The organism is Colwellia sp. MB3u-45, assembly GCF_014077005.1.
Taxonomy (GTDB): Bacteria; Pseudomonadota; Gammaproteobacteria; order Enterobacterales; family Alteromonadaceae; genus Cognaticolwellia.
This window is the reverse complement of sequence record NZ_JACGVC010000044.1, coordinates 201,144-225,290: the sequence shown is the minus strand read 5'-3', so window position 1 is coordinate 225,290 and position 24,147 is coordinate 201,144. Positions and strand designations below refer to the sequence as shown.

The following is a 24,147-nucleotide window of genomic DNA, read 5'->3' as shown; positions in this document are numbered from 1 at the left end:
CTAACTAGCCGCCAAAGCAGCTAATTAAAATTCACCTTTAAACCAAGCAAGTACTTTCGAGCCGATGCTCCTGACTGATTCACTTTTCTTTTGCTCTTTATTTTTTTGCTGATGCGCCTGCATACCATAATGCAGCAAGCCAACTACCGTTGAATATGTGGGGTCGTTGACATACTCTTTCAATCCACAAACATCAAAAGGCTTGGCAACGCGTGCTGGCATTTGAAACACTTCTTCTGCAAATTCAACCACACCTTCCATTTTGGCTGTACCACCGGTTAACACGTAACCTGCAGCAATTTGATCTTCTAAACCAGATTCACGTAATTCTTCTTGGATCAGTTCAAATAATTCCTGATACCTAGGCTCAACAACTTCTGCTAATGTATGACGTGACATAGACCGCGCAGGACGTCCACCGACACTAGGGACTTCAATGTTTTCTTCCATACTAACCATTTGGCGTAATGCGCAAGCATACTGAACTTTAATGTCTTCCGCGTGGCTTAATGGCGTGCGGAAAATTTTTGCAATGTCGCTAGTCACTTGGTTGCCCGCTACGGGAATTACCGCGGTATGGCGTAAAGCTCCGCCGGTAAAAACCGCGATATCCATGGTGCCGGCGCCCATGTCAACAATACAAATACCCAGCTCTTTTTCATCATCTGTTAATATTGCATAACTAGAAGCTAGCGCCGAAAAAATCAGTTGATCCGCTTTTAAATCGCAACGTTCAACACATTTAACAATATTTTTTGCCATGTCATTGGCACAAGTCACGATATGAACTTTCGCTTCCATTCGTACACCTGACATACCAATCGGGCTTTTAATGCCGTCTTGACAGTCAATGCTATATTCTTGTGGCAAAACATGTAGCATGCGACGCTCTGCAGAAATAGGGACTGAACGGGCGGTATGAATAACGTTATCAACGTCATCTTGCATAACTTCTTTGTCGTTAATAGGCACCATACCGTTCTCATTTTGACAACTAATATGCTTACCAGAAATACCCAAATATACCGAGGTAATATGGCAGTCAGCCATCAATTCTGCTTCATTGATAGCCCGTTGAATTGACTGAATAACTAGGTTTAAATCATTAACGCCACCTTTATCCATACCACGTGCCGGTTGATTACCAACACCAACAATACTCAGCTGGTTGTCAAGCGTGATTTCACCAACGGCTACTGAAATTTTTGACGTTCCAATATCTAATCCAACCACTAAATTTCTTTCAGTTATTTTTGGCATTAAGGCTAAACTCTTTCTTTATTATTCGCGGCTTTCCAACCAACGGCTAGACCAGTATCGTATCTCAGATCAACATAATCGACTTGTTGATCCTGCTTTTTATTCAATTTAATTTCTGGATAAATGTCCATAAAACGCTGTATGCGTTCTACACGATTATCACGTCCTAAATTAATGGTGACACCATCATTTAAGATTAACTGCCAAGCAAAACGCTCAGTTAGTACTAATTCATCAATGGCTAATTGGCTAAAATCTAATAGCTTGTTCAAGTTTCTAAAGTTCTCTAAGGCTATTTGTTCACTGCCCTCTGGACCAAAAAATGCTGGTAACTGTTTGACCAGACGCTGCACATCAGCCTGAAACGCTTTGCCATTAGCGTTAAGGAGAAAATCACCATTCCAGTGGGCAATAGGTTTTTGGTCAACAACATAAATTTTCAATTCATCAGGCCATTTTTTCCGTACTGAAACGGAATAAACCCATGGCAACTTAGCCACTTTTTGCTGAACATCATTAACATCTAAGTTGAAAAAATTGCCTAAATTAACTTGTTCTATCGCACGTTCAATATCTAAACGCGTGGTATATGGCATTTCACCGGCAATCGCAATTGAGGTAACCGGCGCTGACTCTTCTGAACTTAAATTTTTGTTCAGAAAAATACCGAAGGATAATATAGCGACAATAACAGCAACGAAAAACGCAACACCTAGCCAAAATGACCAGTGTAAGTTTGCTACTTCTTCCTTTAAAGGCAGTTGTTTGTCTATTGCCGCAACCATATTTTACAAAGCCCCTTGTGCGCTTATAGCGACAATTTCTGTCACTAATTCACTAAAGCTTAAGCCGTGAACTTTAGCGGCTTTGGGTACTAATGACGTTTCTGTCATACCAGGTACTGTGTTAACTTCCAATATCTGCCATTGATTTTGGCCATTGCGCATAATATCTACCCGGCCCCAACCTTTTGCTCCGGTGGCATTAAAAGCTCGCAAGGCGATATTTTGTACCTCTGCCTCATCATCTGCTGATAATGAACACGGACAATGATATTGCGTACTAGTTGATTTATATTTCGCATCGTAGTCATAAAAATCGTGCGGCGTTTCCATATGAATCACTGGCAAAGGTGTTTGGCCCAGAATGGCGACAGTATACTCAGGGCCTTGCACCCAAGCTTCTACTAATACTTGTTGGTCGTAGTTAAACGCGGCCATAAGTGCTTGATGCAATTCTTCGCTATTATTTGCCTTTGACATGCCAATACTTGAGCCTTCATTGGCAGGTTTAACCATAACAACAGCGCCTAACTGCTGTGAAATTTTTGCCGCGTCGCCCATTTGATAGTCAGTTTTACTGACAATGGCAAAGGCAGGCGTAGGTAAGTTCATCGCTTGAAATACTTGCTTACTACGAATTTTGTCCATTGATAGTGCAGAGCCAAGCACATCAGAGCCGGTGTAAGGTATATTCATATATTGCAGCGCACCTTGCACACAACCGTCTTCGCCACCACGACCATGTAAGGCAATAAAAACACGGTCAATATCCAGTGTTGCTAAATCACTTAAGCAATAATTTTGGGTATCAATTAATTGCACATTAAAACCGGCTTCGGTTAAGCCTTTTGCAACCGCTTTACCAGAATTTAGTGATATCGCTCTTTCTGCTGATGTACCACCATATAAGACGGCTAATTTTTGCTCGATTAAAGGCTTCATCATAGTGCCACCGTTAATTTTTTATCTGTCGCTAAATTACTGGCAATAGTACCGATATTTCCAGCACCTTGCGTAATAACCATGTCGTTGTCACGTAACTGCGCTGCCAATAATTCAGCTAACTTGTCACTGTCGCTGACATAAATCGGTTCAATTTGGCCGCGTTGACGAATACTGCGCGCTAAACTTTTACTGTCGGCATTGGCAATGGGCGTTTCACCCGCACCATAAACATCAAGTAAAAATAAGCAATCTACCTCAGATAACACTTCGACAAAGTCTTCATAAAGATCACGAGTACGCGAATAGCGATGGGGTTGAAATACCATCACCAGGCGTTTTTCAGGCCAGCCATTTCGCATGGCCGCTATAGTGGCTTTAACTTCTGTTGGGTGATGACCATAATCATCTATGAACATCATTTCGCCTTGCTCAGTGCGTAAAGTTGCTAATTGTTCAAAGCGTCGACCAATACCAGCAAAGTTTTGTAAAGCTTGCTGAATAGCGTTATCGGCAACACCTTCATCAATAGCAACGGCCACACCTGCTAAGGCGTTTAACACATTGTGCTCACCTGGCAAATTAACGCTAATGGCTAAGGGTGCGTGGTCTTTGCGCTCAACAACAAATGAACTAACGCCGGCTGATTGTTGATATTGCGTGGCTCTTACATCAGCATCTTGACAAAAACCATAGGTAATAACCTGACGACTAATACGTGGTAATATTTCTCGCACCGCTGGATTATCTAAACACACCACGGCTAAACCATAAAAAGGTAAGTTGTGGAGAAACTCGATGTAGGTGTCTTTAAGTTTCTCAAAATCACCTTGATAAGTCTCCATATGGTCTTCGTCGATATTGGTGATCACAGAAACCATAGGTTGTAGATGTAAGAAAGACGCATCGCTTTCATCCGCTTCTGCGATCAAATAACGGCTACTGCCTAAACGCGCATTGGTGCCCGCGCTATTAAGTAAGCCACCAATCACAAAAGTGGGGTCTAAATTTGCCTGAGCAAAAATACTGGCAATTAAACTTGTAGTGGTGGTTTTACCATGTGTTCCCGCAATGGCAATACCGTGGCGAAAACGCATCAGCTCTGCCAACATTTCAGCGCGACGCACTACAGGAATACGTTGTTGATGTGCAGCAAGTAGCTCTGGATTTTCAGCATTAATCGCTGTTGACACCACAATAACACTCGCATCGTTTACGTTATCTTGATGATGACCTAAGGTGATTTTTGCACCCAAGGATGTTAGCCGTTTAACGACTTGGTTTTCACCAATGTCAGAACCGGTAATTTGATAGCCTTCATTTAGCAAAACTTCAGCGATACCACCCATACCCGCACCACCAATACCAACAAAGTGGATGGTTTTAACCCGACGCATTTCCGGCATCCTATTACTGGCATTATTTGATGTTGTATTGTGTAATCTTGCATCGCTGTTACTTGCTGTTGTCATTGCTTTACTCATGTTTTTGCCACCTCAATACAAGCTGTTGCTACCAGGTTAGTGGCATCAGCATGGGCAGCGTTGTGTGCAGCTTTAGACATCTGCTGCAGCACTTTGTCGGATATAAACAAACTATTAAGCATTTGCCCTAGTGTGGTGCCGTTAAATTCTTTTTGAACAATTAACTTTGCCGCGCCACAGTTAACCAAATACATAGCGTTCTTGGTTTGATGATCATCAACCGCATGCGGCAAAGGTACGAATATAGCGGGTTTTGCTGCCATCGCTAATTCAGACACAGTGAGTGCGCCCGCTCGGCAAATCACTACGTCAGCCCATTTATAGGCTGCTGCCATATCATCAATAAACTCTGTTACCTTAACCTTCTCTTCTGGTAAACCGTAATCTTGATAACTTTTTAACACTGACTGTTCATTGCCGCCACCGGTTTGATGCCACACATCAATACTTTGTACTTTAATTTGCTTCATCGCTTGTGGCACAACATCATTGAGTATTTTCGCGCCTAAACTGCCACCCACAACTAATACTTTTTTGCTGGTGGCTGGTTTTTCAGGCATCACGGTTTCAATAGCGATAATCTCGCTACGCAATGGGTTGCCAACCACCTTTGAGGTGACGCGATTGCTAAATGCGCCCGGAAACGCACTTAACGTTCTGGTGGCTAGATACGACAGAAAGCGATTACTCATGCCCGCAACGGCATTTTGTTCATGTAATACCAAGGGAATACCTAATAACCATGCTGCCACACCACCCGGTGCACTGGCATAGCCGCCCATCCCAAGCACCGCATCAGGCTTAACCTTGCGCAGTATTTGAATTGACTGCAGTACAGATTGCAAAATTTTAAACGGTGTTTTCAACCACGTTTGCCAGTTTTTATTACGTACGCCAGACATATTGATAAATGAAATGGGAAAACCATTTTTTGGTACCAATTCCGCTTCCATACGCTCAGCGGTACCAAGCCAATGGATGTTCCAGCCTTGTTTTACTAGGGCTTGTGCAACCGCAATACCTGGAAATATATGACCACCGGTTCCACCTGCCATCACTAGCAGGGTTGGGCGCTTTACTTCATGACTTGTCTGTTCAGTCATTTTCGCTCTCAATAATTTTTGTTTGATGCACTTTTCTGGGTTTCTTATTGCTGTCTTTATGATCACCAGTCGTGCGACTAGTGGCTTGAATACTTTGCAAGCGAATTTCGTGGTCTATGCGAATCAAAATCACTACAGCAAGAGTCATAATAATCATTGAACTACCACCATAACTAATCAGCGGCATTGTTAAGCCTTTGGTTGGTACTACGCCTGCACTCGCGCCGATATTAACCGCTGCTTGAAAGCAAAACCAGATACCAATGGCATAGGCAAAAAAACCTTCAAAATACTTTTCTTGATTAACCGCTTTTCGACCTAGCAGTAAAGCTTTAAAAACCAAGGTCATACTTAACAGTAAAATAACACTAATACCGATAAAACCAAACTCTTCTGCCAATACAGCCATAACAAAATCAGTATGTGCCTCAGGCAAGTATTCTAATTTTTGTACGCTATTACCTAGGCCTTGACCAAATGTTTCACCGCGACCATAAGCCATCAGTGATTGAGTTAACTGATAACCACTACCAAAAGGGTCTTTCCATGGGTCGAGAAAGCCGGTTACCCGTGCCCAACGATAAGGCGAGAAATACGCTAACATCGTCAATAAAGTAATACCCACACCTGAGATAGCAATAAACTGCCATAATTTTGCACCGGCTAAAAACAACAAACCAAACGTGGTAACAAACATCACAATAATGGTGCCTAAATCAGGCTGCATTAATAACAAGGCACTTAATAGACCAAAAACCATTAAAGGCTTGGCAAAGCCTTTAATATTTTCCATTACCTCATTACGGCGCCTAACTAAGTAAGCAGACAAATAACAAAAGAAAAAAAGTTTAGCCGGCTCTGCAGCTTGTACCGTTATCGGTCCAACGCTAATCCAACGGGTAGCACCATTCACATTTCGGCCAACAACTAAAACAACCACAAGTAAAATAACAGCGATTAGCAGCAACTTACTGCTGTATTCATGCCAACGATGCATAGGTATTTGCAAAGTAAAGGCGGCGACACCCAGACTGAGTATGATATAAATCATATGACGGACAATAAAATGAAACGGGTTGTCAAATAAACGTTCAGCAATCGGCATTGATGAACTTGCTACCATAATTAACCCTATGATATACATACTAAATGCAAGTATTATGTAGCTACGGTCAAAGGTCTCTACCCTTCTTTCATCGGTTTGCAACCATGGCGGTAAGGCCCATTGTGATAAATTAGCAAAGGATAGCGACATTACCTTTGCTCCTGATGCGTTAATACTGAGGTGATAAATACCACGCCCCGTTCAACGTAGTTAGCAAACATATCTAAACTGGCACAGGCGGGGGAGAGTAAAACCATATCGCCGGCCTTTGCCTGTGTTCTGGCCAGTGTTACTGCTGCGGCTAGCGAATCAACGTGCGAGGTTTTATCGGCTTGGCTTGGTAAGCGTAACGCAGTAATAGCAGGTCCGTCTTTGCCGAGCGTGATCAAGTAATCTACGTGTTGAGTTAAGGCTTGAGATAATGGAGAGAAATCAGCACCTTTACCATCACCGCCGGCAATTAAAATCAGTTTATTCGCGGATAAGGTGGGCGCTAATCCTTCAATGGCGGCCAGTGTTGCGCCAACATTGGTGGCTTTTGAGTCATTAATCCAACGAATACCATCGTTTGTTTCAATCACTTCACAACGATGTGCTAAGCCTTTAAAGGTCATTAAACTGGCCAACATAGCTTTTAAATCCCAACCGGCACATTTTCCTAACGCCAATACGGCTAAATAATTTAACGCATTATGAAGACCTTGTAATGGCAATTCAGCTAAAGAACATAATGGCTGCTCACCTAACATTAAGTGGCTGATACCCTGATGCTCTGCAAGACCAAAATCACCATTTTGTGCGGGGTCGCTACCAAAACTTAACCGCTGACTATCGCCATAGCAGGCTTTAGGCAGAGTAGCCTTGTCATCACGATTATAAAGCGCATAGGTACAGTGTTGATAAATGCTTTGTTTGATTGCGCCATAATTTTCAAGGGTTTTGTGACGATCTAAATGATCGTCACTTAAGTTCAATACGGTGGCGGCCAATGCCTTCATACTTCTTACTGTTTCAAGCTGAAAACTTGATAGCTCTAACACAATAAAATCGGCAACTTCTTGATCTATTTGATCCAGTACGGGCAAACCAATATTGCCACCTAACTGCACGCGGTAACCTAAGGCATTACCAATATAATTTAACATGGAAACAACGGTAGATTTACCATTGGAGCCAGTCACCGCTAAGATCGGCGTATCACTTAATCGGCAAAACAATTCAATATCACCAATAACATCACAATTTTCAGCCATGGCGTTACGAATAGCCGGCTCAGCCATATTAATGCCAGGGCTAACAATCAAAATATCGGCTTGGGCTATTAATGCTTGCTCCCAATGGCCAAGCACTAAGGTATTATCAGCAAATTGCTGTTTAAAATCACCGGGAGAAATAGGCATTGCTCGGCTGTCGTTTACAGCAAAAGAAATTTGATGGCGATGTAAAAAGCGCGCGCACGACAAGCCCGTGATCCCAATTCCTAAGATCACGATTCGCTTATTGGCTAATTGCGTCGTTACCGACTGGTGCAATTGTTTATTCACGCGTTTATTTTTACCTTAATTTCAAGGTTGCTAATCCAACCAAGACTAAGACTAAAGAAATTATCCAAAAGCGCACAATCACTCTTGGCTCGGGCCAACCTTTTAACTCATAATGATGATGAATGGGCGCCATACGAAAAATTCGTTGCCCGCGCAACTTGTATGAGCCTACCTGCAAAATAACCGAGAGCGTTTCTATCACAAAAACGCCGCCCATAATAAATAGCACTAACTCTTGCCTAACTAAGACAGCAATAACGCCTAGCGCAGCGCCTAAAGCAAGCGAGCCAACATCACCCATAAAAACTTGCGCAGGGTAAGTGTTAAACCATAAAAAACCTAAACCTGCACCAACAATAGCGGTACAAACCACCACAAGTTCACTCGCTAAAGCAATGTGTGGAATATGTAAATACTCAGAAAAATTGGCATTACCTGTCATATAAGCAAATATCGCAAACGCACCTGCCACCATAATAGTTGGCACAATCGCTAAACCATCAAGACCGTCTGTTAAGTTAACGGCATTACTGGTACCAACAATCACGAAATAGACTAAGCCGATATAGAGCAAGCCTAACTGCGGCAACACATCTTTAACGAAGGGAATTAATAACGTGGTTTCTTCAGGGCCTTGAGCAAACTGGTATAAAAATATAGCGGTTGCTAAGCCGACTACGGTTTGCCAAAAATACTTCCAACGGGCAATTAACCCATTGGAGTCTTTGCGAATAACTTTACGGTAATCATCAACAAAACCAATCAAGCCAAAGCTGACCAACACAAACAACACCACCCAAACATAGGTATTGGTTAAGTCAGCCCACAATAAAACGCTGACCACAATTGACGCTAAGATTAGCAGCCCGCCCATGGTTGGCGTACCCGATTTTACTAAATGACTTTCTGGACCATCGTCACGAATCGTTTGGCCAATCTGCATATTTTGCAGAGCGCGGATCAATTTAGGACCAAAATATAACGAGATAATCAAGGCGGTAAGCGTTGATATGATCGCTCTAAAAGTTAAATAAGAAAAAACATTAAAGAATGAATAATACGGGGTGAGATACTCACCTAACCAAAGTAACATTATGCCTGCTCCTGCATAGTCTGACTGTTATGCCATTTAATAATATCAGCCACTACGTATTCCATATGAGCACTGCGCGAACCTTTAACTAATAATGTCACTTGCTGTTCTTCATCTTGAAGTAACTGTTGTAAACGTGACATGAGTTTTTCTTTGCTACTAAAATGTTGTGCCTGTGTATTGCGCCCTCGATAAAAAGCATCAGTGGCATTTTGACTTAATACACCTAAGGTCAACAAATCATCAATCTCTTTACTTTTTGCATGCTCACCGACTTCTTGATGGTAACGACGAGCTTCACCACCTAATTCCCCCATATCACCGAGAATGAGTATCCGGCGCCCTGAGTAGCTCGCCAATAAATCTGACGCTGCATTGATTGATTCAACATTGGCGTTGTAACTATCGTCGATTAGCTTAATTTTACTACTCAGTTGATGTAGATTCAAACGCCCTTTCACCGCAGCCATAGCGGCTAAACCCAAGCGAATATCATCTAAACTGGCACCAAACTCTAACGCTATCGTTGCAGCCGCAACTGCATTGCAGACGTTATGGTGGCCTGGCACAGTGAGTTCAATATAAGTATTACCGATTGGCGTTATTAACTGAAAACTCGCACAGCCGTTATCATCTAAGACTTCTTGATGACTATAACAATCTGCACTGCCTTGACAGGAAAAACGCCGTACTTGCTTGTCAGTTAAACGCCATTGCCACTTATCCGCCCACGGGGTGTTTTGGTTATAAATCGCCACACCACCGGCGTTTAAGCCAGAAAAAATTTCACCTTTCGCTCGGGCGACTCCACATAAATCGCCAAAGCCCTCTAAATGAGCCGCGGCGATATTATTAATCATGGCAACATCTGGCTTGACTAGCGCAGCAGTATAAGCAATTTCGCCAATATGATTAGCGCCTAATTCGACCACCGCAAAGTCATGTTTTTGCTCTAGTCGTAATAACGTCAACGGCACACCGATATCGTTATTAAAATTTCCTTTTGTGGCTAAAACATTGCCTAAACGATTTAAAATCGCCGCCACCATTTCTTTTACCGTGGTTTTACCGCTACTGCCGGTGATCGCCACGGTTTTTGGCGCCACTTTTGCTTTAACATAAGCCGCAATGTCGCCTAGTGCTTGATGGCTGTCTTTCACCACGATTTGCGCAATATTAAGCTTGTCTTGAGCTTGCTCAACAATAACAGCGCTACAGCCAAGTTCGCTGGCTTGAGTTAAAAATTTGTGACCATCAAAATTTGGTCCGTGCAAGGCTAAGAAAACATCACCGGCCTTTAATGCTCGACTGTCGGTACTAATGGCATTAATGGTGAGGTTTTCACCGATTAATTGGCCATTAACAGCTTGCGATAACTCAGTTAAGGATAAAGAGATCATAACGTTAGCTCTTTTTCTAGTGAGTAGAATGCTTTGACAATGGCGCGCTCATCATAATGACGTTTTTCATTGCCAAAAATAATGTAGTCTTCATGGCCTTTACCAGCACAAAGAATGACATCATCAGCATCGGCTTGTTTTAATGCCATTAATACCGCGGTTTTTCTGTCTAATATTTTTTCAAAGTGAGCAGTTTTGCCTAAGCCAGCAATAATATCAGCGGCAATAGCCTCAGGGTTTTCGCTGCGTGGATTGTCGTTGGTAATGATGATGTGATCGGCTTTACTTTCTGCCACCTTCGCCATCAAAGCCCGCTTACCCACATCACGATCACCACCACAGCCAAACACTAGCCATAACTTGCCATGACAGTGTAAGCGACAGGCATCTAACGCACTAGATAATGCGTCGGGGCTATGAGCATAATCAACCACAGTGGTTGGTTTACCCGCAGACGAAAAGGCTTCCATACGGCCCATAATCGGCACTAGTTGGCTAATCGCGCTAGTAATAGTGGTTAGTGCTATATTTTCGACCATCAATACGGCAATCGCCGCTAATAGATTTTCAACATTAAAATCACCTAACAACTGACTTCGAATTTCAGCTTGGCCTTGCTCAGTGTTGAGCGTGAAACTGACACCCTTAGTGTGGTGCTCAACATTAAGTGCTTGGGCAAAGCGCGGAAAGTTAGCGATATTTTCGCCTCGACCATAAACCACAACAGGCTGTAATTTTGGCCAATGGGCTAACCAACTTTGCGCTTGGGGGTCATCACCATTAATAACGGCAACTTGCTTACCATCACAGCTAAATATTGCTCGCTTAGCCGCCGCATATTCGGTCATGGTTTGATGATAATCTAAATGATCACGGCTTAAATTAGTGAAAACTGCGGTGTTAAATAGGCTTGCACTGACGCGTTTTTGCGCTAGGGCGTGGGATGATACTTCCATTGCTACATCGGTAATTTTTTCTTCCGCAAATAACGCCAGTAGTTGATGTAGCTCTGTCGCACTCGGCGTCGTGTTTTCAATAGTTGTTAAGTGCGCAAGCTTGCCAGCACCATTAGTGCCGATAACCGCACAATTTTTCTGACAAGCATCTAATAAGTTGGCAATAATTTGGCTGGTACTGGTTTTGCCATTAGTGCCGGTAATACCAATGATATTTAAATATTGCTGGGGCGCGTTATAAAACGCTTTTGCTAGCTCGAATAACTCATGGTTAAGTTGATAGTAACTTAACACGGGTATCGCATTACCTGATGCCTGTTGACACCAAGTGAGTTGACCATGCTCTGATGACTCGGTAGTTTCTTGCAATATCATCGCACAATTTGTGGCCAGCGCCTGAGCAATATATTCGCGGCCATCGCGTAAGCTGCCAATAACTGCACAGAATACATCACCGGCAATAAGTGCTCGTGTATCGTTGACTAAATTAGCCTTAGTAGCACTAGCTTGCTGATTAAAAGTCGCTTTAAGTTGAGTCAAATCATTTGCTGTTAGCGATATTTCACCCAAGCTTAATACTGCTTCGATAGCAGCAAGGTTTTTAGCAGCAAAGTTTATGGCTTGATTTGAAACCGTTAAAGCGTGATCAGACATGATCATGCTCCTTAGTTGAACTTTTCGCTTTTTGCTCTGCTTGCACCGAAGATACTCGCGTGTTGTCATCAGGCGGCACATTAAGTAGTCGTAGTGTGCCCTTCATAATTCGTGAAAAAACTGGCGCAGCCACTTCACCGCCATGGTATAAATCACCACCGGGATCATTAATCACCACTACCACGGCAATTTCGGGATCTGAGATCGGTGCTATACCGGCAAACAGGCCAACATAATCATCACCATAACCACCGGCAAAGGCTTTAATCGCTGTGCCACTTTTACCGCCCACGCGATAACCATCTACTTTTGCAACGGTATAGTGTTGATTAACCACATTTTCCAACAACTCGACAACATTTTGACTATTTTCAGCTGAGAAAATACGCTCCTGTTTTTGCTTCGCTAGCGATGCTGCATCTTGCTTTAAAATCGTTAAGGGCATTTTAATACCGCCATTGGCTAATGTGGTGTAAAAACGCGCCAACTGAATAGGGGTAATGGCTACGCCGTGGCCCCAAGACAAAGTTGCTAACTCAAATTTTGACCAACGCGGCCTATCGTGCATCATGCCCGAACTTTCACCGACCAGACCTGTACCTGTGTCTTCAGAAAAGCCCGCGTCAAAAAATTTGTCGATAAGGTAATTTTTTGGTACAGATAACGCCAACTTAGTGGTGCCCATGTTAGAAGAGTGTACTAATAATTCTGAAAGGGTAATTTTGCCAAGGTAACGTGGATCAGAGACACGACTGCCACCTAAGCGCATCCAACCGGGATAAGTGTCAATAATGCTATCTTTTTTTATACTGCCAAATTCCAAGGCGGTTAATACCGTTAGTGGCTTCATGGTTGAACCCGGCTCATAAATATCGGTAATAGCGCGGTTACGAAAACGATGAATGGCAACACCAGAGCGATTATTTGGGTTATATGACGGGCTGTTTACTAGCGCTAAAACTTCACCGGTATTGACATTGGTGACCACTGCCGAACCTGATGTAGCTTTAAACGCCTTCACTGCGCCCTTTAATTCACGATAAGCGAGTGCTTGAATACGTTGATCTATACTCAAGGTGATTTTTTCTGGTGGCGTGGCCGCTTTGACCGACAATATTTCTATTTTTCGACCTTTGGCGTCTTTACGATATTGTTTCTCGCCATTTTCGCCCGTCAGCAATTGATCATAAACGCGCTCAACTCCCTCAATGCCTTTATCATCAACATTGGTGAAGCCAACGAGATGAGCACTTATTTCACCCGCCGGATAAAAGCGTTTAGATTCTTTTCGCAAATGAATGCCAGGAATTTTCAATTCTTGAATGTAAACCGCCATAGCGGGGGCAACTTTACGTTCAATATAAACAAAACGTTTACTTGGGTTTTCAGTTACCCTTGCTTTTAATTCACTAACGTCTTGGCCCAAGACATCAGCCAAAGCCTGCCAATGTTTTGTCATAGACAAGGCATTAGTATCAAAAATAATTTTAGGATCAGCCCAAACGGTTTCTACTGGCACACTAATGGCTAACTCATGACCATTACGGTCAACAATCGAGCCTCGTTGCACCGTTTTAGTATTGGTACGCAACGAGCGATTGTCGCCCTGTTTTTTCAACATGTCAGGTTCAAACACTTGAATGTATGCGGTACGGGCCATCAAGCCAGCATAAATAAGCACAACAGCAGCTAGCACAACGTAAAAACGCCATGCTACCGTGTTTGGATTATGTTGTGCTGGTTTTTTCATTGCCATACCCGTGGTAATAAATCATGGTAATTTAATAATAACTTCCGAGCTTGCATCTGGCCTTGTCATATTAAGTTGCTTTGCTGCACTGCTTTCTATCGCGCTGTGTTCGGCTAAGCTGTTTTGTTCTAGTAATAAGTTGCGCCATTCAATTTCTAAGGCGTCACGTTCAGTTAATAAAATTTCAATTTTACTGGTTGTTTGTCGATTTAAGTGGGTAAAATAAACCACTGAAAACGCTGATATCAACACCAATAATAAAACGCCATAAGTGGCTAAATGACGTTGAATGTCATACCAGATATCAAAAAACAACACTACTTTCTTGGTTGCCATACTAACGCACCATGATTAGCGCGCCAGTCTCTGTGCAACCCTTAATACTGAGCTGCGAGAGCGAACATTCTCTTCCACTTCATCTTTACTGGGCTTTAATCTGCGACCAATTAAGCTCAAGTTTTTACCCTTGTTCAATTCTTCTTCGCTAATGGGTAGGCCCCGTGGCACTTTTCTGCCTTGCGAATGCTTTTTCATAAACTGTTTCACTAACCGATCTTCGAGCGAGTGAAAACTAATCACCACCAAACGACCATCGGTCGCCAATACCGACAAAGACGCAGACAGTACTTTTTCAATTTGCTCTAACTCACTATTAATATAAATGCGAATCGCTTGAAAACTACGTGTTGCAGGATGCTTTTTCATTTCTCTTTGTGGTGCTGTTTTCTTAATTAACTGTGCTAATTGTCCGGTACGTGTCAGTGCCGTTTCTTCACGCTCGTCAACAATGGCATTAGCAATTCGCCAAGCATGTTTTTCTTCACCAAAAGTTCTTAGCACCCAAGTAATATCTTCAACGTCGGCCACTGCTATCCACTCGGCAGCTGTTTGGCCACGTGTGGTATCCATTCGCATATCGAGTGGGCCGTCTTTCATAAAACTAAAACCACGTTCTGCTTCATCAAGTTGCGGAGAAGACACGCCAAGATCAAGTAAAATGCCGTCTATTTTTTCAGTTAACTCATGCTTCTCAACAATCATCTGTAAGTCAGCAAAACCGTGATGTTCGATAATAAAACGCTTATCGGCGGCATATTTTTTTGCCGCTTCTATCGCGGTTAGATCTCTGTCTATCGCGATCAAGCGTCCGTTAGGACCTAAATTATCAAGAATTAAACCTGAATGTCCGCCACGACCGAAGGTACAGTCGATATAAGTCCCCTCTGGTTTTATCGCCAATCCAGAGATTGACTCGGCCAGTAAAACTGAAATATGTGCATTATCATGTTGCATTATAAATTTATCAACGCCATCTAGTTATCATAATTTTCATTGAACGATTTATCATAAAGATAAATCAAGTAATCGGTCAGTGAGCTCTGTTTCACCTGACTGAATCTGTGCAATGCCTTGCTGCATTTGGTTTTGCCAAGCGCTATCATTCCAGATTTCAAACTTTCTCAACTGACCTACCAACATCAAGTTTTTTTTCAAGCCTGCATGTTGGCGCAGTGGGCCATTAATTAATAAACGGCCACTTTTATCGATTTCGCAATCTGAGGCATTACCTAATAACACTTGTTGTAATAAACGCTCTTGTGGATTCATACTCGACAATTCACAAAGCTTTAATTCTATTTCTTCCCATTCGGGTAGTGGATATAACAATAAACACGGATGTTGAATATCTACAGTGCAGACCATTTTTCCTTGGCAATCAGCAAATAGCTCCTCGCGATACCGCGTAGGTATAGTGATCCTATTTTTGCTGTCGAGTGTTATTGCACTAGTGCCTCTGAACATAATCTACTTTATTATCCACTTTGATTGTTTTGGGATCACCTACGATCCACTAATTCCCACTTTTTACCACATTGTTACAGTTTAGTGAGTAAAGTAAACTTATGTCAAGTAAAGTTTTTGCAAATCCATAGCGCTGAATGCCTGTAAATAAAGGCTTTGAGGGAAGTGAATGAAATTGTGCACTTTTGTGGATCTGACGCCCAATGTAGACTGAAAATTAATTTTTTGTAACTAAAAAAGTCATTCTAGTGTCAACAATTAGTGACAATAAACCCACTTTTTTCATCTGGCAAAAATCTGCCTATTCAAGTGGCGCGGGTATATAAATTAAAGTTTTCGCCCTTTAACTTTATCGCTAGTTTATCACCTAAGGCAAATAGTTCTGGGCTATAAAAGCTCAATTGTGAGAAGACTAGTGCGCTATTTTGCTCAATACTACTGAGTAAATAGTGATAGCCTTGTTCAGTTACGCCGATATGTTCAACGATGACATTACTGCCCTGTTGTTCGCATAACTCGATATTATTGGGTTTAACCAATAATTGGTAACTAAGTGTCGAGTCTTTCTTGTTGTCTACTGGTGCATTAACGATAGCACTAGGCGCTAATTGGCCAATTAGGCTTGTTACTTGCGCGTGATTATAATCCGCCAGTAGTGCTACCGGCAGCCAACTACCCAGTTGTAAAAAGTCAGCTACTTGCCAACTATTAGGCTGCTGGCAAACCTGAGCAGGAGGGCCAATTTGTAGCACCTTACCTTGATGCATAACGGCAATTTTATCCGCAAAGGTGAACACTTCATCTTTATTATGAGTAACAAAAATAGCGGTCATACCCAAACGCTTTAATAACTGCCTGATTTCAATCATTAATTCATTACGTAACCTAGCATCAATATTTGAAAAAGGTTCATCAAGTAATAATAAGCTAGGTTGTGGAGCTAAAGCACGGGCGATAGCGACTCTTTGCTGCTGCCCACCAGATAGTTGATGCGGGTAACCTTGTCCAAACTCAGTTAATTCAAGTAAAGTCAGTAACTCTTTACAGCGTTTTGCTTGCTCTGTTTTTGTTAATTTTTTCAGGCCAAAGCAAATATTTTCATTAACGCTAAGGTGAGGGAACAAAGCATAGTCTTGAAATATCATCCCGATATTACGCTGTTCTGCCGGCAACATGGCTGCAGTACTGATTTTTATTTGCTGATTATTGCTGGTGTTAATTTCAATGGTGCCGGCACTTTGTGCGACAAAACCCGCTAAGGTGTTTAGTAAGGTTGTTTTGCCACAACCACTGGGGCCAACCAGTCCTAATATTTCACCTTTAGCCAATGATAAATCAACTTGCGTTAAAATCACTTTTGTTTGTAATTCAACGGCTAAATTTTCAATATTAATCAGTGGTTTCACTGGGTGTCCTTCTGGCGGTTGAGAATAATAATCGGCAATAAGCCAAACAAGACAATTAAGATAGCGCCTAACGCGCCCTGCTCTAAACGTTCATCTGAGATAAGCTGATATATCTGCGTACTCAAGGTTTCAAAGTTAAAGGGTCGCAATAACAGTACCGCAGGTAGCTCTTTCATGGCTTCAACAAAAACTAACAACCAAGCCACCAAAATAGATGATTTTAATAACGGCAGATGAACACGAAAAATAGCTGACAAGGTAGTTACACCTAAGCTCGCTGGTGCTAAATCAAGTGATTTTGGAATTTGCTCTATACCCGCGCTAATAGTGCCGTTGGCAATAGCTGAAAACCTGACGATATAAGCAAAGACAATAGCAAAAACCGTACCTGACAATATTAATCCAGGCGCGGCAAAACCTAACGCCTTAGCCACGTCGTTAATAGCATGATCTAATGGGCCAAAAGTGGCGAGCATGGCCATTGCAAGCACAGTACCTGGAATAGCATAACCAAAACCAGAAATTTGCACTGGCAACATCCGAAACCGGCTTTGATGTAAACGTTGAAATAAAGCCAGTATCAAGGCAATGAACGTGGCGATGGTCGCTGTATAAGTCGCAATTTCAATACTGTTTTTACCGGTAGCAATTAATGCAACAAGCTGTTGATAATCGGCATAATCTATCACCATTACTAGCAATAAAATAACCGGCAATAAAAAACCAGCAAAGACTAAAAACCAACAGAATATACTGCCAATGATTTGCTGAGCAATACTAAGCTGCTTACGCTGGTGTTGGGTATTTGGCCGGCTTGATTGATGTCGCTGCCCCGCTCTAGCGCGTTGCTCTGCAACAACAATAAATAAAATAAATAACATCAACACACTGGCTAATGCGTTAGCGGCAGCAAAATCATTGTAGCCAAGCCAAGTATCATAAATAGCTGTGGTTAATGTACTGACAGCAAAATATTGCACAGTGGCAAAGTCGGCTAATGTTTCCATAGTGACTAGCGCTAATGACACGGCAATAGCCGGACGAGCTAAAGGTAAAGTCATCTGAAAAAAACTTTGTCGCTCGGTACAACCCAATAACCGACTTGCTCTTAACAAGTTACGGTCTTGTTGCTCAAAAGCGGTGCGTGTCAACATGTACACATAAGGAAACATGACCAAGGCAATAACAACAGCTGCACCACCTAGGGTTCTAATATCAAAAAAGTAATAATCATTGGGTGATTGCCAATCAAACCACGCGCGCAATAACCGTTGCACAGGGCCAGCATAATCAAATAAATCAGTATATAAATAAGCGACTAAATACGCAGGCATTGCGAGCGGTAACATCAGCAACCATCTTAACTGCTTGCCCATAACAATATTAGTTTGGCTAATAAGCGCGGCTGCCGGCACACCAAAGCAAAATGATAACAAGGCCACCAACGCTCCAAGTACCAAGGTATTACGGATATATTCAGGTAATACCGTCGCCCATAAATGGCTAAAAAGATCGCTGGACGCATTAATGCTGCCCAATAACATCACCACAATTGGCGACATTAAGGCTAAAGCAAAAAACCAGCTGAAGAATTTCCAACTGGTGTTTTTATTACCGGTGAGCACGAGGCGAGAACTTAATGATAAGCGCTATAAATCAAATTTTGCTTTATCCAGTAAAATCAAAGCGGCTTTACGGTGTTTAGCCATAGTTTCTAGCGGTAAACTGTCGGCTTTGAACTCTCCCCAAGCAGCGACTAATTTAGACGGTTTTACCCCTGGGCGTACAGGATATTCCATGTTAGTTTCCGCATACATTTTTTGCGCCGGCGCTGATACTAAAAAATTCATTAATGCTAATGCATTGGCTTTATTTGGCGCATATTTTGCCATCGCCATGCCGGAAATATTAACATGGGCACCACGATTATTTTGATTCGGGAAGTTAATATAAACCGCCTCAGCCCAAAGCTTTTGTTTTTCATCTTTGAGCATATTACCAAAGTAATAACTATTACCTAACGAGATGTCACATAAGTTTTGATGAATGGCTTGCACTTGTGCACGATCACTGCCTTGTGGTTTACGCGCTAAATTGGCTTTAAATTTTTGTAACCAAGTCAGCGTATCTGCTTCACCGTGTTCTGCAATCATAGATGCCACTAAAGCAACATTGTAAGGGTGCTTACCACTGCGTGTACAAATTCGACCTTGGTATTTTTCATCAGCAAGATCTTCATAATTGAAGTCAATTTTACCTAATCTTTTTGCTGAGTAAATATTTCGTACCCGTGTAGTTAACGCATACCAAGTATTGTCAGCCGCTTTAAATTGCGCAGGAATTGCCGCACTTAATTCAGCAGATTGAGCCGGTTGTAATAAGCCATTATCTTGTAATTCAATTAAACGGCTAATGTCTGTGGTTAATAAGATATCTGCCGGACTGTATTCACCTTCACGTGTTAGGCGTTCGGCCATACCTTTTTTGGCAAAAACCACATTAACCTTAATACCGCTTGCTTTAGTGAATTCATTAAATAGAGGTTCAACCAGAAACGGTTGACGGTAAGAGTAAACATTAACCTCGTCAGTTGCTGCTACATTAAAACTTGCCGCTAAAAGTGCAACTAATACCAAAGGAGAAAACCAGATTTTATTCAACGTGAAGCCCGCCTAAATAATCAAAAATTTGATGAATTTATATTTTCTGTCAGACTAATCAAGATACTGATCACTGTCAAGGTTTTTGAGAATTATTCTCATTCAGCTTTCATGCGATTTTTCCTAAAATCTTACTAAATCAGAAAGATAAAAAGTTGTTTAGGAAAACTCATCAGCATGACCGCTTATCTATTGGTTATTGGCTAACTTTAGCCTGCAAAAAATCCTGAGCTGATGCATTGAGGCAACGATTAGAAATATAGTGTCTAAATGAATTATGACTAATTAACCAACCCTGATCTGTGTGTGTTATTCGCTCTATATCGCTAAATTTCATCTTGTTGTCGTTATAAAATGACGATATATGCACACTGTCTGCATCAATTTTTAAGCTCACCTCAGCTTTCGCCACTTTACTTAACATCTGACGTGCCACCCACCAGGCTTTTTTATAGCGACTGCTGACAACCTCTAACAAGCCTAAAGAGAAAATAAACCAAGCGGCATACGGATTAAGTTCAGAAAACATCACCAACAATGCACCTATCAGTAGCAAAAATGCGCCTTTACGATATAGCACAACGAAAGTTGGCGCGGGTACCGATTCATCATAGCATTCACTAAAATGAGATTTGTCTAATATAAATGTTGTTTGGTAACTAAAGGGCTGAGTCATATTACAGTTATGTTTAATGAAGTTATCCGCATTTTACCAATATTTTGGCATTATACCAATGCCATTAAGTTGCTGATTTTGTTGTGCGCAGGAAAAATAAACTAAAGCGGTTCACTTTATTTCTAATCTGGCGTTTATCCCTGCTCTACTTCAGGAGCCAGTGTCGAAGTTAGGCTAGGAAATCAGCTTAAAGGGTGATTAATAAAATCACGACTAAAGCTGTTGATATATCATCCGCTTTATCAACATAACTTTGTTAGCATAATAGCAGCCCTGAACAAAATTTAGGCAACAAAAAACCGCGTTAAACGCGGTTTTTAAAGCAAAATTTATAACAAATTAGCCGTTGATATAATCAACACCTTCTTTGATATCAGCTTTTAATGTTGCAAGCATGTCATCTTTTGCTTTTTGTTCAAATGCACTTAGCTCGCCGTAAGGTAATATTTCAGCAATACCATTAACACCTAAACGAATTGGGTGAGCAAAATATGCCGCATCGCCGCCTTCAACGTCTACGTAAGCGTAATCAACAACATCTTCACCTTGTAAACCTTTAACTAAAGATAAACAAAAACGAGCAGCAGCAGCGCCCATTGAAAGTGTAGCAGAACCACCACCCGCTTTAGCATTGACTACTTCAGTACCGGCATTTTGAATGCGAGGTGTTAAAGCCGCAACTTCTTCATCAGAGAAAGTCACACCTTGAACTTGTGAAAGCAATGGTAAAATTGTGGTACCTGAATGGCCACCAATTACTGGAATTTTAACTTCACTTACGTTCAAGCCTTTTAATTCAGCAATGAAAGCTTCAGAGCGAATAACGTCAAGCGTTGTAACACCAAAAACGCGGTTTTTATCGTAAGTACCGGCTTTTTTGAAAACTTCAGCAACAATTGGCACAGTACCGTTTACTGGATTAGTAATAATACCGACTAGCGCTTTAGGGCAATTTGCAACAATGCCTTCTGCTAAGGTTTTAATAATACCGGCATTAACAGCAAATAAGTCTGCACGGTCCATACCAGGTTTACGTGGCATGCCGGCTGGAATAATAACAATATCAGCTCCAGTAAGGGCACCAGCTAGATCATCAGCACCAAAACCAGCAACTTTTACTGCTGTTGGGATGTGTGATAAGTCTACGGCAACACCTGGAACAACTGGTGCAACGTCATATAAAGATAACTCAGAACCCGCAGGTAATTGAGTTTTTAATAGTAAAGATAACGCTTGGCCAATACCACCAGCAGCGCCTAGCACAGCAACTTTCATTCGATGTCTCCAGAAATTTGAGTAATTACGTAATAATTTGTCGGCCAAAAGATATAGTAAAAATGGCCAAAAAACAATGATTTTACCAAACAGATTAACTTATTGTACAACTTAGCGCCTCTGAATGAATTTAGCTCAAGCAAAATATTTTATAGATAATTATGCTTGTATTTACCCTCTGAGTCGCCTGACCTAGGGTATTCATTCAGCGATATATTAGATTTATTTTCAAGCTTATAAGTTTACAACTAAATACCCAAATGGCGAGTTTATAAGACTTATGTTCGGTATTATTAATTTTAATAAAGATCCCCACACACAGCTTCCATCTTGAACTATAAACCTGTGCCGCTAACCTTTCATGCTCAATAACTTAGCAAAATGGCTATAACCCTATACGGTTAAATTTGTTTTCTGCACGACTTAACTTAGCCGGCTCAGACTTAAATTAACTTAGTAAACTTAACAGACTTAATAGAGTTGGTAGACTGAGAATTATTAACCTGTATTGCCTTATAAGGATAACGTATAATAAAAATTATGAAATAATACTTAGGTCTTAAGTAGGTATTATATATCAATAATAGTCGACCCTAATTTTTATCAAGTAGTGGACCTATATGAGCGGACAACAAAAACAAGAAGCTTTAGTACAAGCATTCAAAGATTTATTAAAGCAAGAACAATTTAGTTCACAAGCTGATATTGCCGAAGCCTTAAAATCTCAAGGCTTTGAAAATATTAGTCAGTCGAAAGTATCGCGTATGCTAAGCAAGTTTGGTGCGGTACGAACCCGTAATGCCCGGCAAGAAATGGTTTATTGCTTGCCGGCAGAATTGGGTATGCCTACGGCTAAAAGCCCACTCAAACAATTAGTACTCGATATTGAGCACAATGACGTTATGGTGATTATTCGAACGAGTCCTGGTGCGGCGCAATTAATCGCGCGCTTGCTCGACAGTTTAAGTAAAAGTGATGGTGTACTTGGTACTATTGCTGGTGATGATACTATTTTTATTGCCCCGACTGACGTTAAAGCAATAAAACAAACCATTGTTAGGCTTGAAGCATTATTTTTGAAAAACTTAACTTAAGTCTTTAATTCAGGATGGGGTTTACTTATTAGGTTTAATTAGGTGTCGCTCAACGCTATATTTATCTGCCAAACAATATAGCGTTGGCACTAAAATGCCCAGTATTAGTGACCAAGCTGTGCCAAAACATTTAAGCTAGGTACAAAAAATGCAGCCCCCGTTTCCGCTTGTGTATACTTGAGTAGATGATCACTATGGCCATGAGCATCACCAGCAATCATACTTTTTAGCATTAATTCAAAAGGCTCAGGCGAGTGACAATAAGCGACGAAGAACAAGCCTTGGAGCTTCATATCACCGTACGGCATACTTTGGCGTAATATTTCAAGGCTATTGCCTGCACTGTCTTTTAAATTAACCCGCTTAATATGCGAAGATGGCGCTTTATTTTCTTCTGAATACTCTTCATTGTTCACTTTAGTACGTGAGAAAACGTCTTCTTGTTCTTTAACTTCCAATGAGTTCCACAAATTTAAGTTATGGCGATAACGCTGGATATGCAGGTAACTACCGGCAGAAAATTCGGCATCTTGTGCGTCGGTGATCAGCGCAACACGACGACGGTGATGGCCTTGTGGATTTTCAGTGCCATCAACAAAGCCGGTTAAGTCTCGGCCATCTAAAAAGCGAAACGCTCGAACTTGCTCAACCAATTCAACACTATCTGCTAATAACTGACAAACTTTTGTCGCAACAATATGATTTACGTCAGCTCGGTCACCACGAATTTCGATATAAAGATCATAGTTATTTGCTGGAGCGGTGCGGTCTTCTATCGCCATTTCTGGAAATTGACGTAAATGCTTAGGCCGTCCTTGCGGGTAAAGTTCATCCCAAAAGTTTGTGCCAATCGCAATAACGCCCGCTAAATTGGCTTCTGAAAAACGGTCAGCATATTTATCAAATAAGGCGGGTAAACGCGATAGTGCTTTACGTAAAAATAAATTTTTATCATCTAACGCATTAAATAATAAATAATATCCGTGAAGGCTGGGCTCTGCACAAACACCAAACTGCTCTCTTGCCATCTAACAATCCACTCATAAACATATCGGTTAATAACTTAATCTTACACACTTTATGACTAATGGTAGTAGAACTTTGATAAATATTTCAAACTCTTGCTCTGTTATAAATAATCAAACTGAGTGTTGAGCCAT

The 24,147-nt window shown here is 41.5% G+C and carries 21 protein-coding genes; 1 reads left to right on the top strand and 20 read right to left on the bottom strand.

Annotation, left to right across the window (positions count from 1 at the left end; genetic code table 11):
- Window positions 1-24: 24 nt before the first annotated feature.
- The 19 genes from ftsA to mdh all read right to left on the bottom strand — a co-directional run bounded on the left by ftsA (window position 25) and on the right by mdh (window position 21,893).
- Window positions 25-1,260 (bottom strand): cell division protein FtsA, encoded by a 1,236-nt coding sequence (ftsA, locus tag H4J41_RS06295; RefSeq protein ID WP_182136593.1) that lies wholly within the window; start codon window positions 1,258-1,260, stop codon window positions 25-27.
- Between the two features lie 5 nt (window positions 1,261-1,265).
- Window positions 1,266-2,045: a cell division protein FtsQ/DivIB gene (locus tag H4J41_RS06290; protein WP_182136594.1), complete on the bottom strand. Its 780-nt coding sequence runs from the start codon at window positions 2,043-2,045 to the stop codon at window positions 1,266-1,268.
- A 3-nt stretch (window positions 2,046-2,048) separates the two neighbouring features.
- On the bottom strand, window positions 2,049-2,984 hold the full coding sequence (locus tag H4J41_RS06285) for a D-alanine--D-alanine ligase (RefSeq protein ID WP_259364548.1): 936 nt from the start codon (window positions 2,982-2,984) through the stop codon (window positions 2,049-2,051).
- Entirely contained in the window at window positions 2,984-4,390 is a 1,407-nt protein-coding gene (gene murC, locus H4J41_RS06280; RefSeq protein ID WP_220461005.1) for a UDP-N-acetylmuramate--L-alanine ligase, read from the bottom strand. The genes H4J41_RS06285 and murC overlap by 1 nt, the downstream gene beginning before the upstream one ends.
- 74 nt (window positions 4,391-4,464) lie before the next feature.
- Entirely contained in the window at window positions 4,465-5,571 is a 1,107-nt protein-coding gene (murG, locus tag H4J41_RS06275; protein ID WP_182136596.1) for an undecaprenyldiphospho-muramoylpentapeptide beta-N-acetylglucosaminyltransferase, read from the bottom strand.
- Complete coding sequence (gene ftsW / locus H4J41_RS06270) at window positions 5,564-6,826, bottom strand: cell division protein FtsW (protein ID WP_182136597.1); 1,263 nt, start codon at window positions 6,824-6,826, stop codon at window positions 5,564-5,566. The genes murG and ftsW overlap by 8 nt, the downstream gene beginning before the upstream one ends.
- Window positions 6,826-8,220 (bottom strand): UDP-N-acetylmuramoyl-L-alanine--D-glutamate ligase, encoded by a 1,395-nt coding sequence (gene murD / locus H4J41_RS06265; RefSeq protein ID WP_310649804.1) that lies wholly within the window; start codon window positions 8,218-8,220, stop codon window positions 6,826-6,828. The genes ftsW and murD overlap by 1 nt, the downstream gene beginning before the upstream one ends.
- Before the next feature lie 10 nt (window positions 8,221-8,230).
- Window positions 8,231-9,313: a phospho-N-acetylmuramoyl-pentapeptide-transferase gene (gene mraY / locus H4J41_RS06260; RefSeq protein WP_182136598.1), complete on the bottom strand. Its 1,083-nt coding sequence runs from the start codon at window positions 9,311-9,313 to the stop codon at window positions 8,231-8,233.
- On the bottom strand, window positions 9,313-10,713 hold the full coding sequence (murF, locus tag H4J41_RS06255) for a UDP-N-acetylmuramoyl-tripeptide--D-alanyl-D-alanine ligase (RefSeq protein ID WP_182136599.1): 1,401 nt from the start codon (window positions 10,711-10,713) through the stop codon (window positions 9,313-9,315). The genes mraY and murF overlap by 1 nt, the downstream gene beginning before the upstream one ends.
- Complete coding sequence (locus H4J41_RS06250) at window positions 10,710-12,323, bottom strand: UDP-N-acetylmuramoyl-L-alanyl-D-glutamate--2,6-diaminopimelate ligase (RefSeq protein ID WP_182136600.1); 1,614 nt, start codon at window positions 12,321-12,323, stop codon at window positions 10,710-10,712. The genes murF and H4J41_RS06250 overlap by 4 nt, the downstream gene beginning before the upstream one ends.
- A complete protein-coding gene (locus tag H4J41_RS06245) occupies window positions 12,316-14,079 on the bottom strand; it encodes a penicillin-binding transpeptidase domain-containing protein (RefSeq protein WP_182136601.1) in 1,764 nt (587 codons plus the stop codon). Before H4J41_RS06245 ends, H4J41_RS06250 begins: the two co-directional genes overlap by 8 nt.
- A 15-nt stretch (window positions 14,080-14,094) precedes the next feature.
- Window positions 14,095-14,409, bottom strand: coding sequence for a cell division protein FtsL (ftsL, locus tag H4J41_RS06240; protein ID WP_182136602.1), 315 nt, complete (start codon window positions 14,407-14,409; stop codon window positions 14,095-14,097).
- Window positions 14,410-14,424: 15 nt separating this feature from the next.
- Entirely contained in the window at window positions 14,425-15,366 is a 942-nt protein-coding gene (rsmH, locus tag H4J41_RS06235) for a 16S rRNA (cytosine(1402)-N(4))-methyltransferase RsmH (protein ID WP_182136603.1), read from the bottom strand.
- Window positions 15,367-15,417: 51 nt separating this feature from the next.
- Window positions 15,418-15,876: a division/cell wall cluster transcriptional repressor MraZ gene (gene mraZ / locus H4J41_RS06230; protein ID WP_182136604.1), complete on the bottom strand. Its 459-nt coding sequence runs from the start codon at window positions 15,874-15,876 to the stop codon at window positions 15,418-15,420.
- A 305-nt stretch (window positions 15,877-16,181) separates the two neighbouring features.
- Entirely contained in the window at window positions 16,182-17,282 is a 1,101-nt protein-coding gene (locus H4J41_RS06225) for an ABC transporter ATP-binding protein (protein WP_182136605.1), read from the bottom strand.
- Entirely contained in the window at window positions 17,279-18,907 is a 1,629-nt protein-coding gene (locus tag H4J41_RS06220; protein ID WP_310649806.1) for an iron ABC transporter permease, read from the bottom strand. Before H4J41_RS06220 ends, H4J41_RS06225 begins: the two co-directional genes overlap by 4 nt.
- Before the next feature lie 24 nt (window positions 18,908-18,931).
- A complete protein-coding gene (locus H4J41_RS06215) occupies window positions 18,932-19,933 on the bottom strand; it encodes an extracellular solute-binding protein (RefSeq protein ID WP_182136717.1) in 1,002 nt (333 codons plus the stop codon).
- A gap of 205 nt (window positions 19,934-20,138) precedes the next feature.
- Window positions 20,139-20,618: a YcxB family protein gene (locus H4J41_RS06210; protein WP_182136606.1), complete on the bottom strand. Its 480-nt coding sequence runs from the start codon at window positions 20,616-20,618 to the stop codon at window positions 20,139-20,141.
- A 339-nt stretch (window positions 20,619-20,957) separates the two neighbouring features.
- Window positions 20,958-21,893 (bottom strand): malate dehydrogenase, encoded by a 936-nt coding sequence (gene mdh, locus H4J41_RS06205; protein ID WP_182136607.1) that lies wholly within the window; start codon window positions 21,891-21,893, stop codon window positions 20,958-20,960.
- Window positions 21,894-22,513: 620 nt separating this feature from the next.
- Between mdh and argR the strand changes: the two genes are divergently transcribed.
- Window positions 22,514-22,987, top strand: a complete 474-nt coding sequence (gene argR, locus H4J41_RS06200; RefSeq protein ID WP_182136608.1) for a transcriptional regulator ArgR — start codon at window positions 22,514-22,516, stop codon at window positions 22,985-22,987.
- Between the two features lie 104 nt (window positions 22,988-23,091).
- On the opposite strand, the gene H4J41_RS06195 is transcribed toward argR, so the two are convergent.
- Window positions 23,092-24,015, bottom strand: coding sequence for a Dyp-type peroxidase (locus H4J41_RS06195; protein WP_182136609.1), 924 nt, complete (start codon window positions 24,013-24,015; stop codon window positions 23,092-23,094).
- Window positions 24,016-24,147: the final 132 nt, after the last annotated feature.

What these genes read in the sequence shown, in the direction of transcription:
- mraY (WP_182136598.1), bottom strand. Translation starts at nt 9,313, where the DNA reads ATGTTACTTTGGTTAGGTGAGTATCTCACCCCGTATTATTCATTCTTT.
- ftsA (WP_182136593.1), bottom strand. Translation starts at nt 1,260, where the DNA reads ATGCCAAAAATAACTGAAAGAAATTTAGTGGTTGGATTAGATATTGGA.
- ftsL (WP_182136602.1), bottom strand. Translation starts at nt 14,409, where the DNA reads ATGGCAACCAAGAAAGTAGTGTTGTTTTTTGATATCTGGTATGACATT.
- murF (WP_182136599.1), bottom strand. Translation starts at nt 10,713, where the DNA reads ATGATCTCTTTATCCTTAACTGAGTTATCGCAAGCTGTTAATGGCCAA.
- mraZ (WP_182136604.1), bottom strand. Translation starts at nt 15,876, where the DNA reads ATGTTCAGAGGCACTAGTGCAATAACACTCGACAGCAAAAATAGGATC.
- H4J41_RS06285 (WP_259364548.1), bottom strand. Translation starts at nt 2,984, where the DNA reads ATGAAGCCTTTAATCGAGCAAAAATTAGCCGTCTTATATGGTGGTACA.
- H4J41_RS06245 (WP_182136601.1), bottom strand. Translation starts at nt 14,079, where the DNA reads ATGGCAATGAAAAAACCAGCACAACATAATCCAAACACGGTAGCATGG.
- murC (WP_220461005.1), bottom strand. Translation starts at nt 4,390, where the DNA reads ATGCCGGAAATGCGTCGGGTTAAAACCATCCACTTTGTTGGTATTGGT.
- H4J41_RS06250 (WP_182136600.1), bottom strand. Translation starts at nt 12,323, where the DNA reads ATGTCTGATCACGCTTTAACGGTTTCAAATCAAGCCATAAACTTTGCT.
- murG (WP_182136596.1), bottom strand. Translation starts at nt 5,571, where the DNA reads ATGACTGAACAGACAAGTCATGAAGTAAAGCGCCCAACCCTGCTAGTG.
- argR (WP_182136608.1), top strand. Translation starts at nt 22,514, where the DNA reads ATGAGCGGACAACAAAAACAAGAAGCTTTAGTACAAGCATTCAAAGAT.
- H4J41_RS06290 (WP_182136594.1), bottom strand. Translation starts at nt 2,045, where the DNA reads ATGGTTGCGGCAATAGACAAACAACTGCCTTTAAAGGAAGAAGTAGCA.
- mdh (WP_182136607.1), bottom strand. Translation starts at nt 21,893, where the DNA reads ATGAAAGTTGCTGTGCTAGGCGCTGCTGGTGGTATTGGCCAAGCGTTA.
- H4J41_RS06195 (WP_182136609.1), bottom strand. Translation starts at nt 24,015, where the DNA reads ATGGCAAGAGAGCAGTTTGGTGTTTGTGCAGAGCCCAGCCTTCACGGA.
- rsmH (WP_182136603.1), bottom strand. Translation starts at nt 15,366, where the DNA reads ATGCAACATGATAATGCACATATTTCAGTTTTACTGGCCGAGTCAATC.
- H4J41_RS06210 (WP_182136606.1), bottom strand. Translation starts at nt 20,618, where the DNA reads ATGACTCAGCCCTTTAGTTACCAAACAACATTTATATTAGACAAATCT.
- ftsW (WP_182136597.1), bottom strand. Translation starts at nt 6,826, where the DNA reads ATGTCGCTATCCTTTGCTAATTTATCACAATGGGCCTTACCGCCATGG.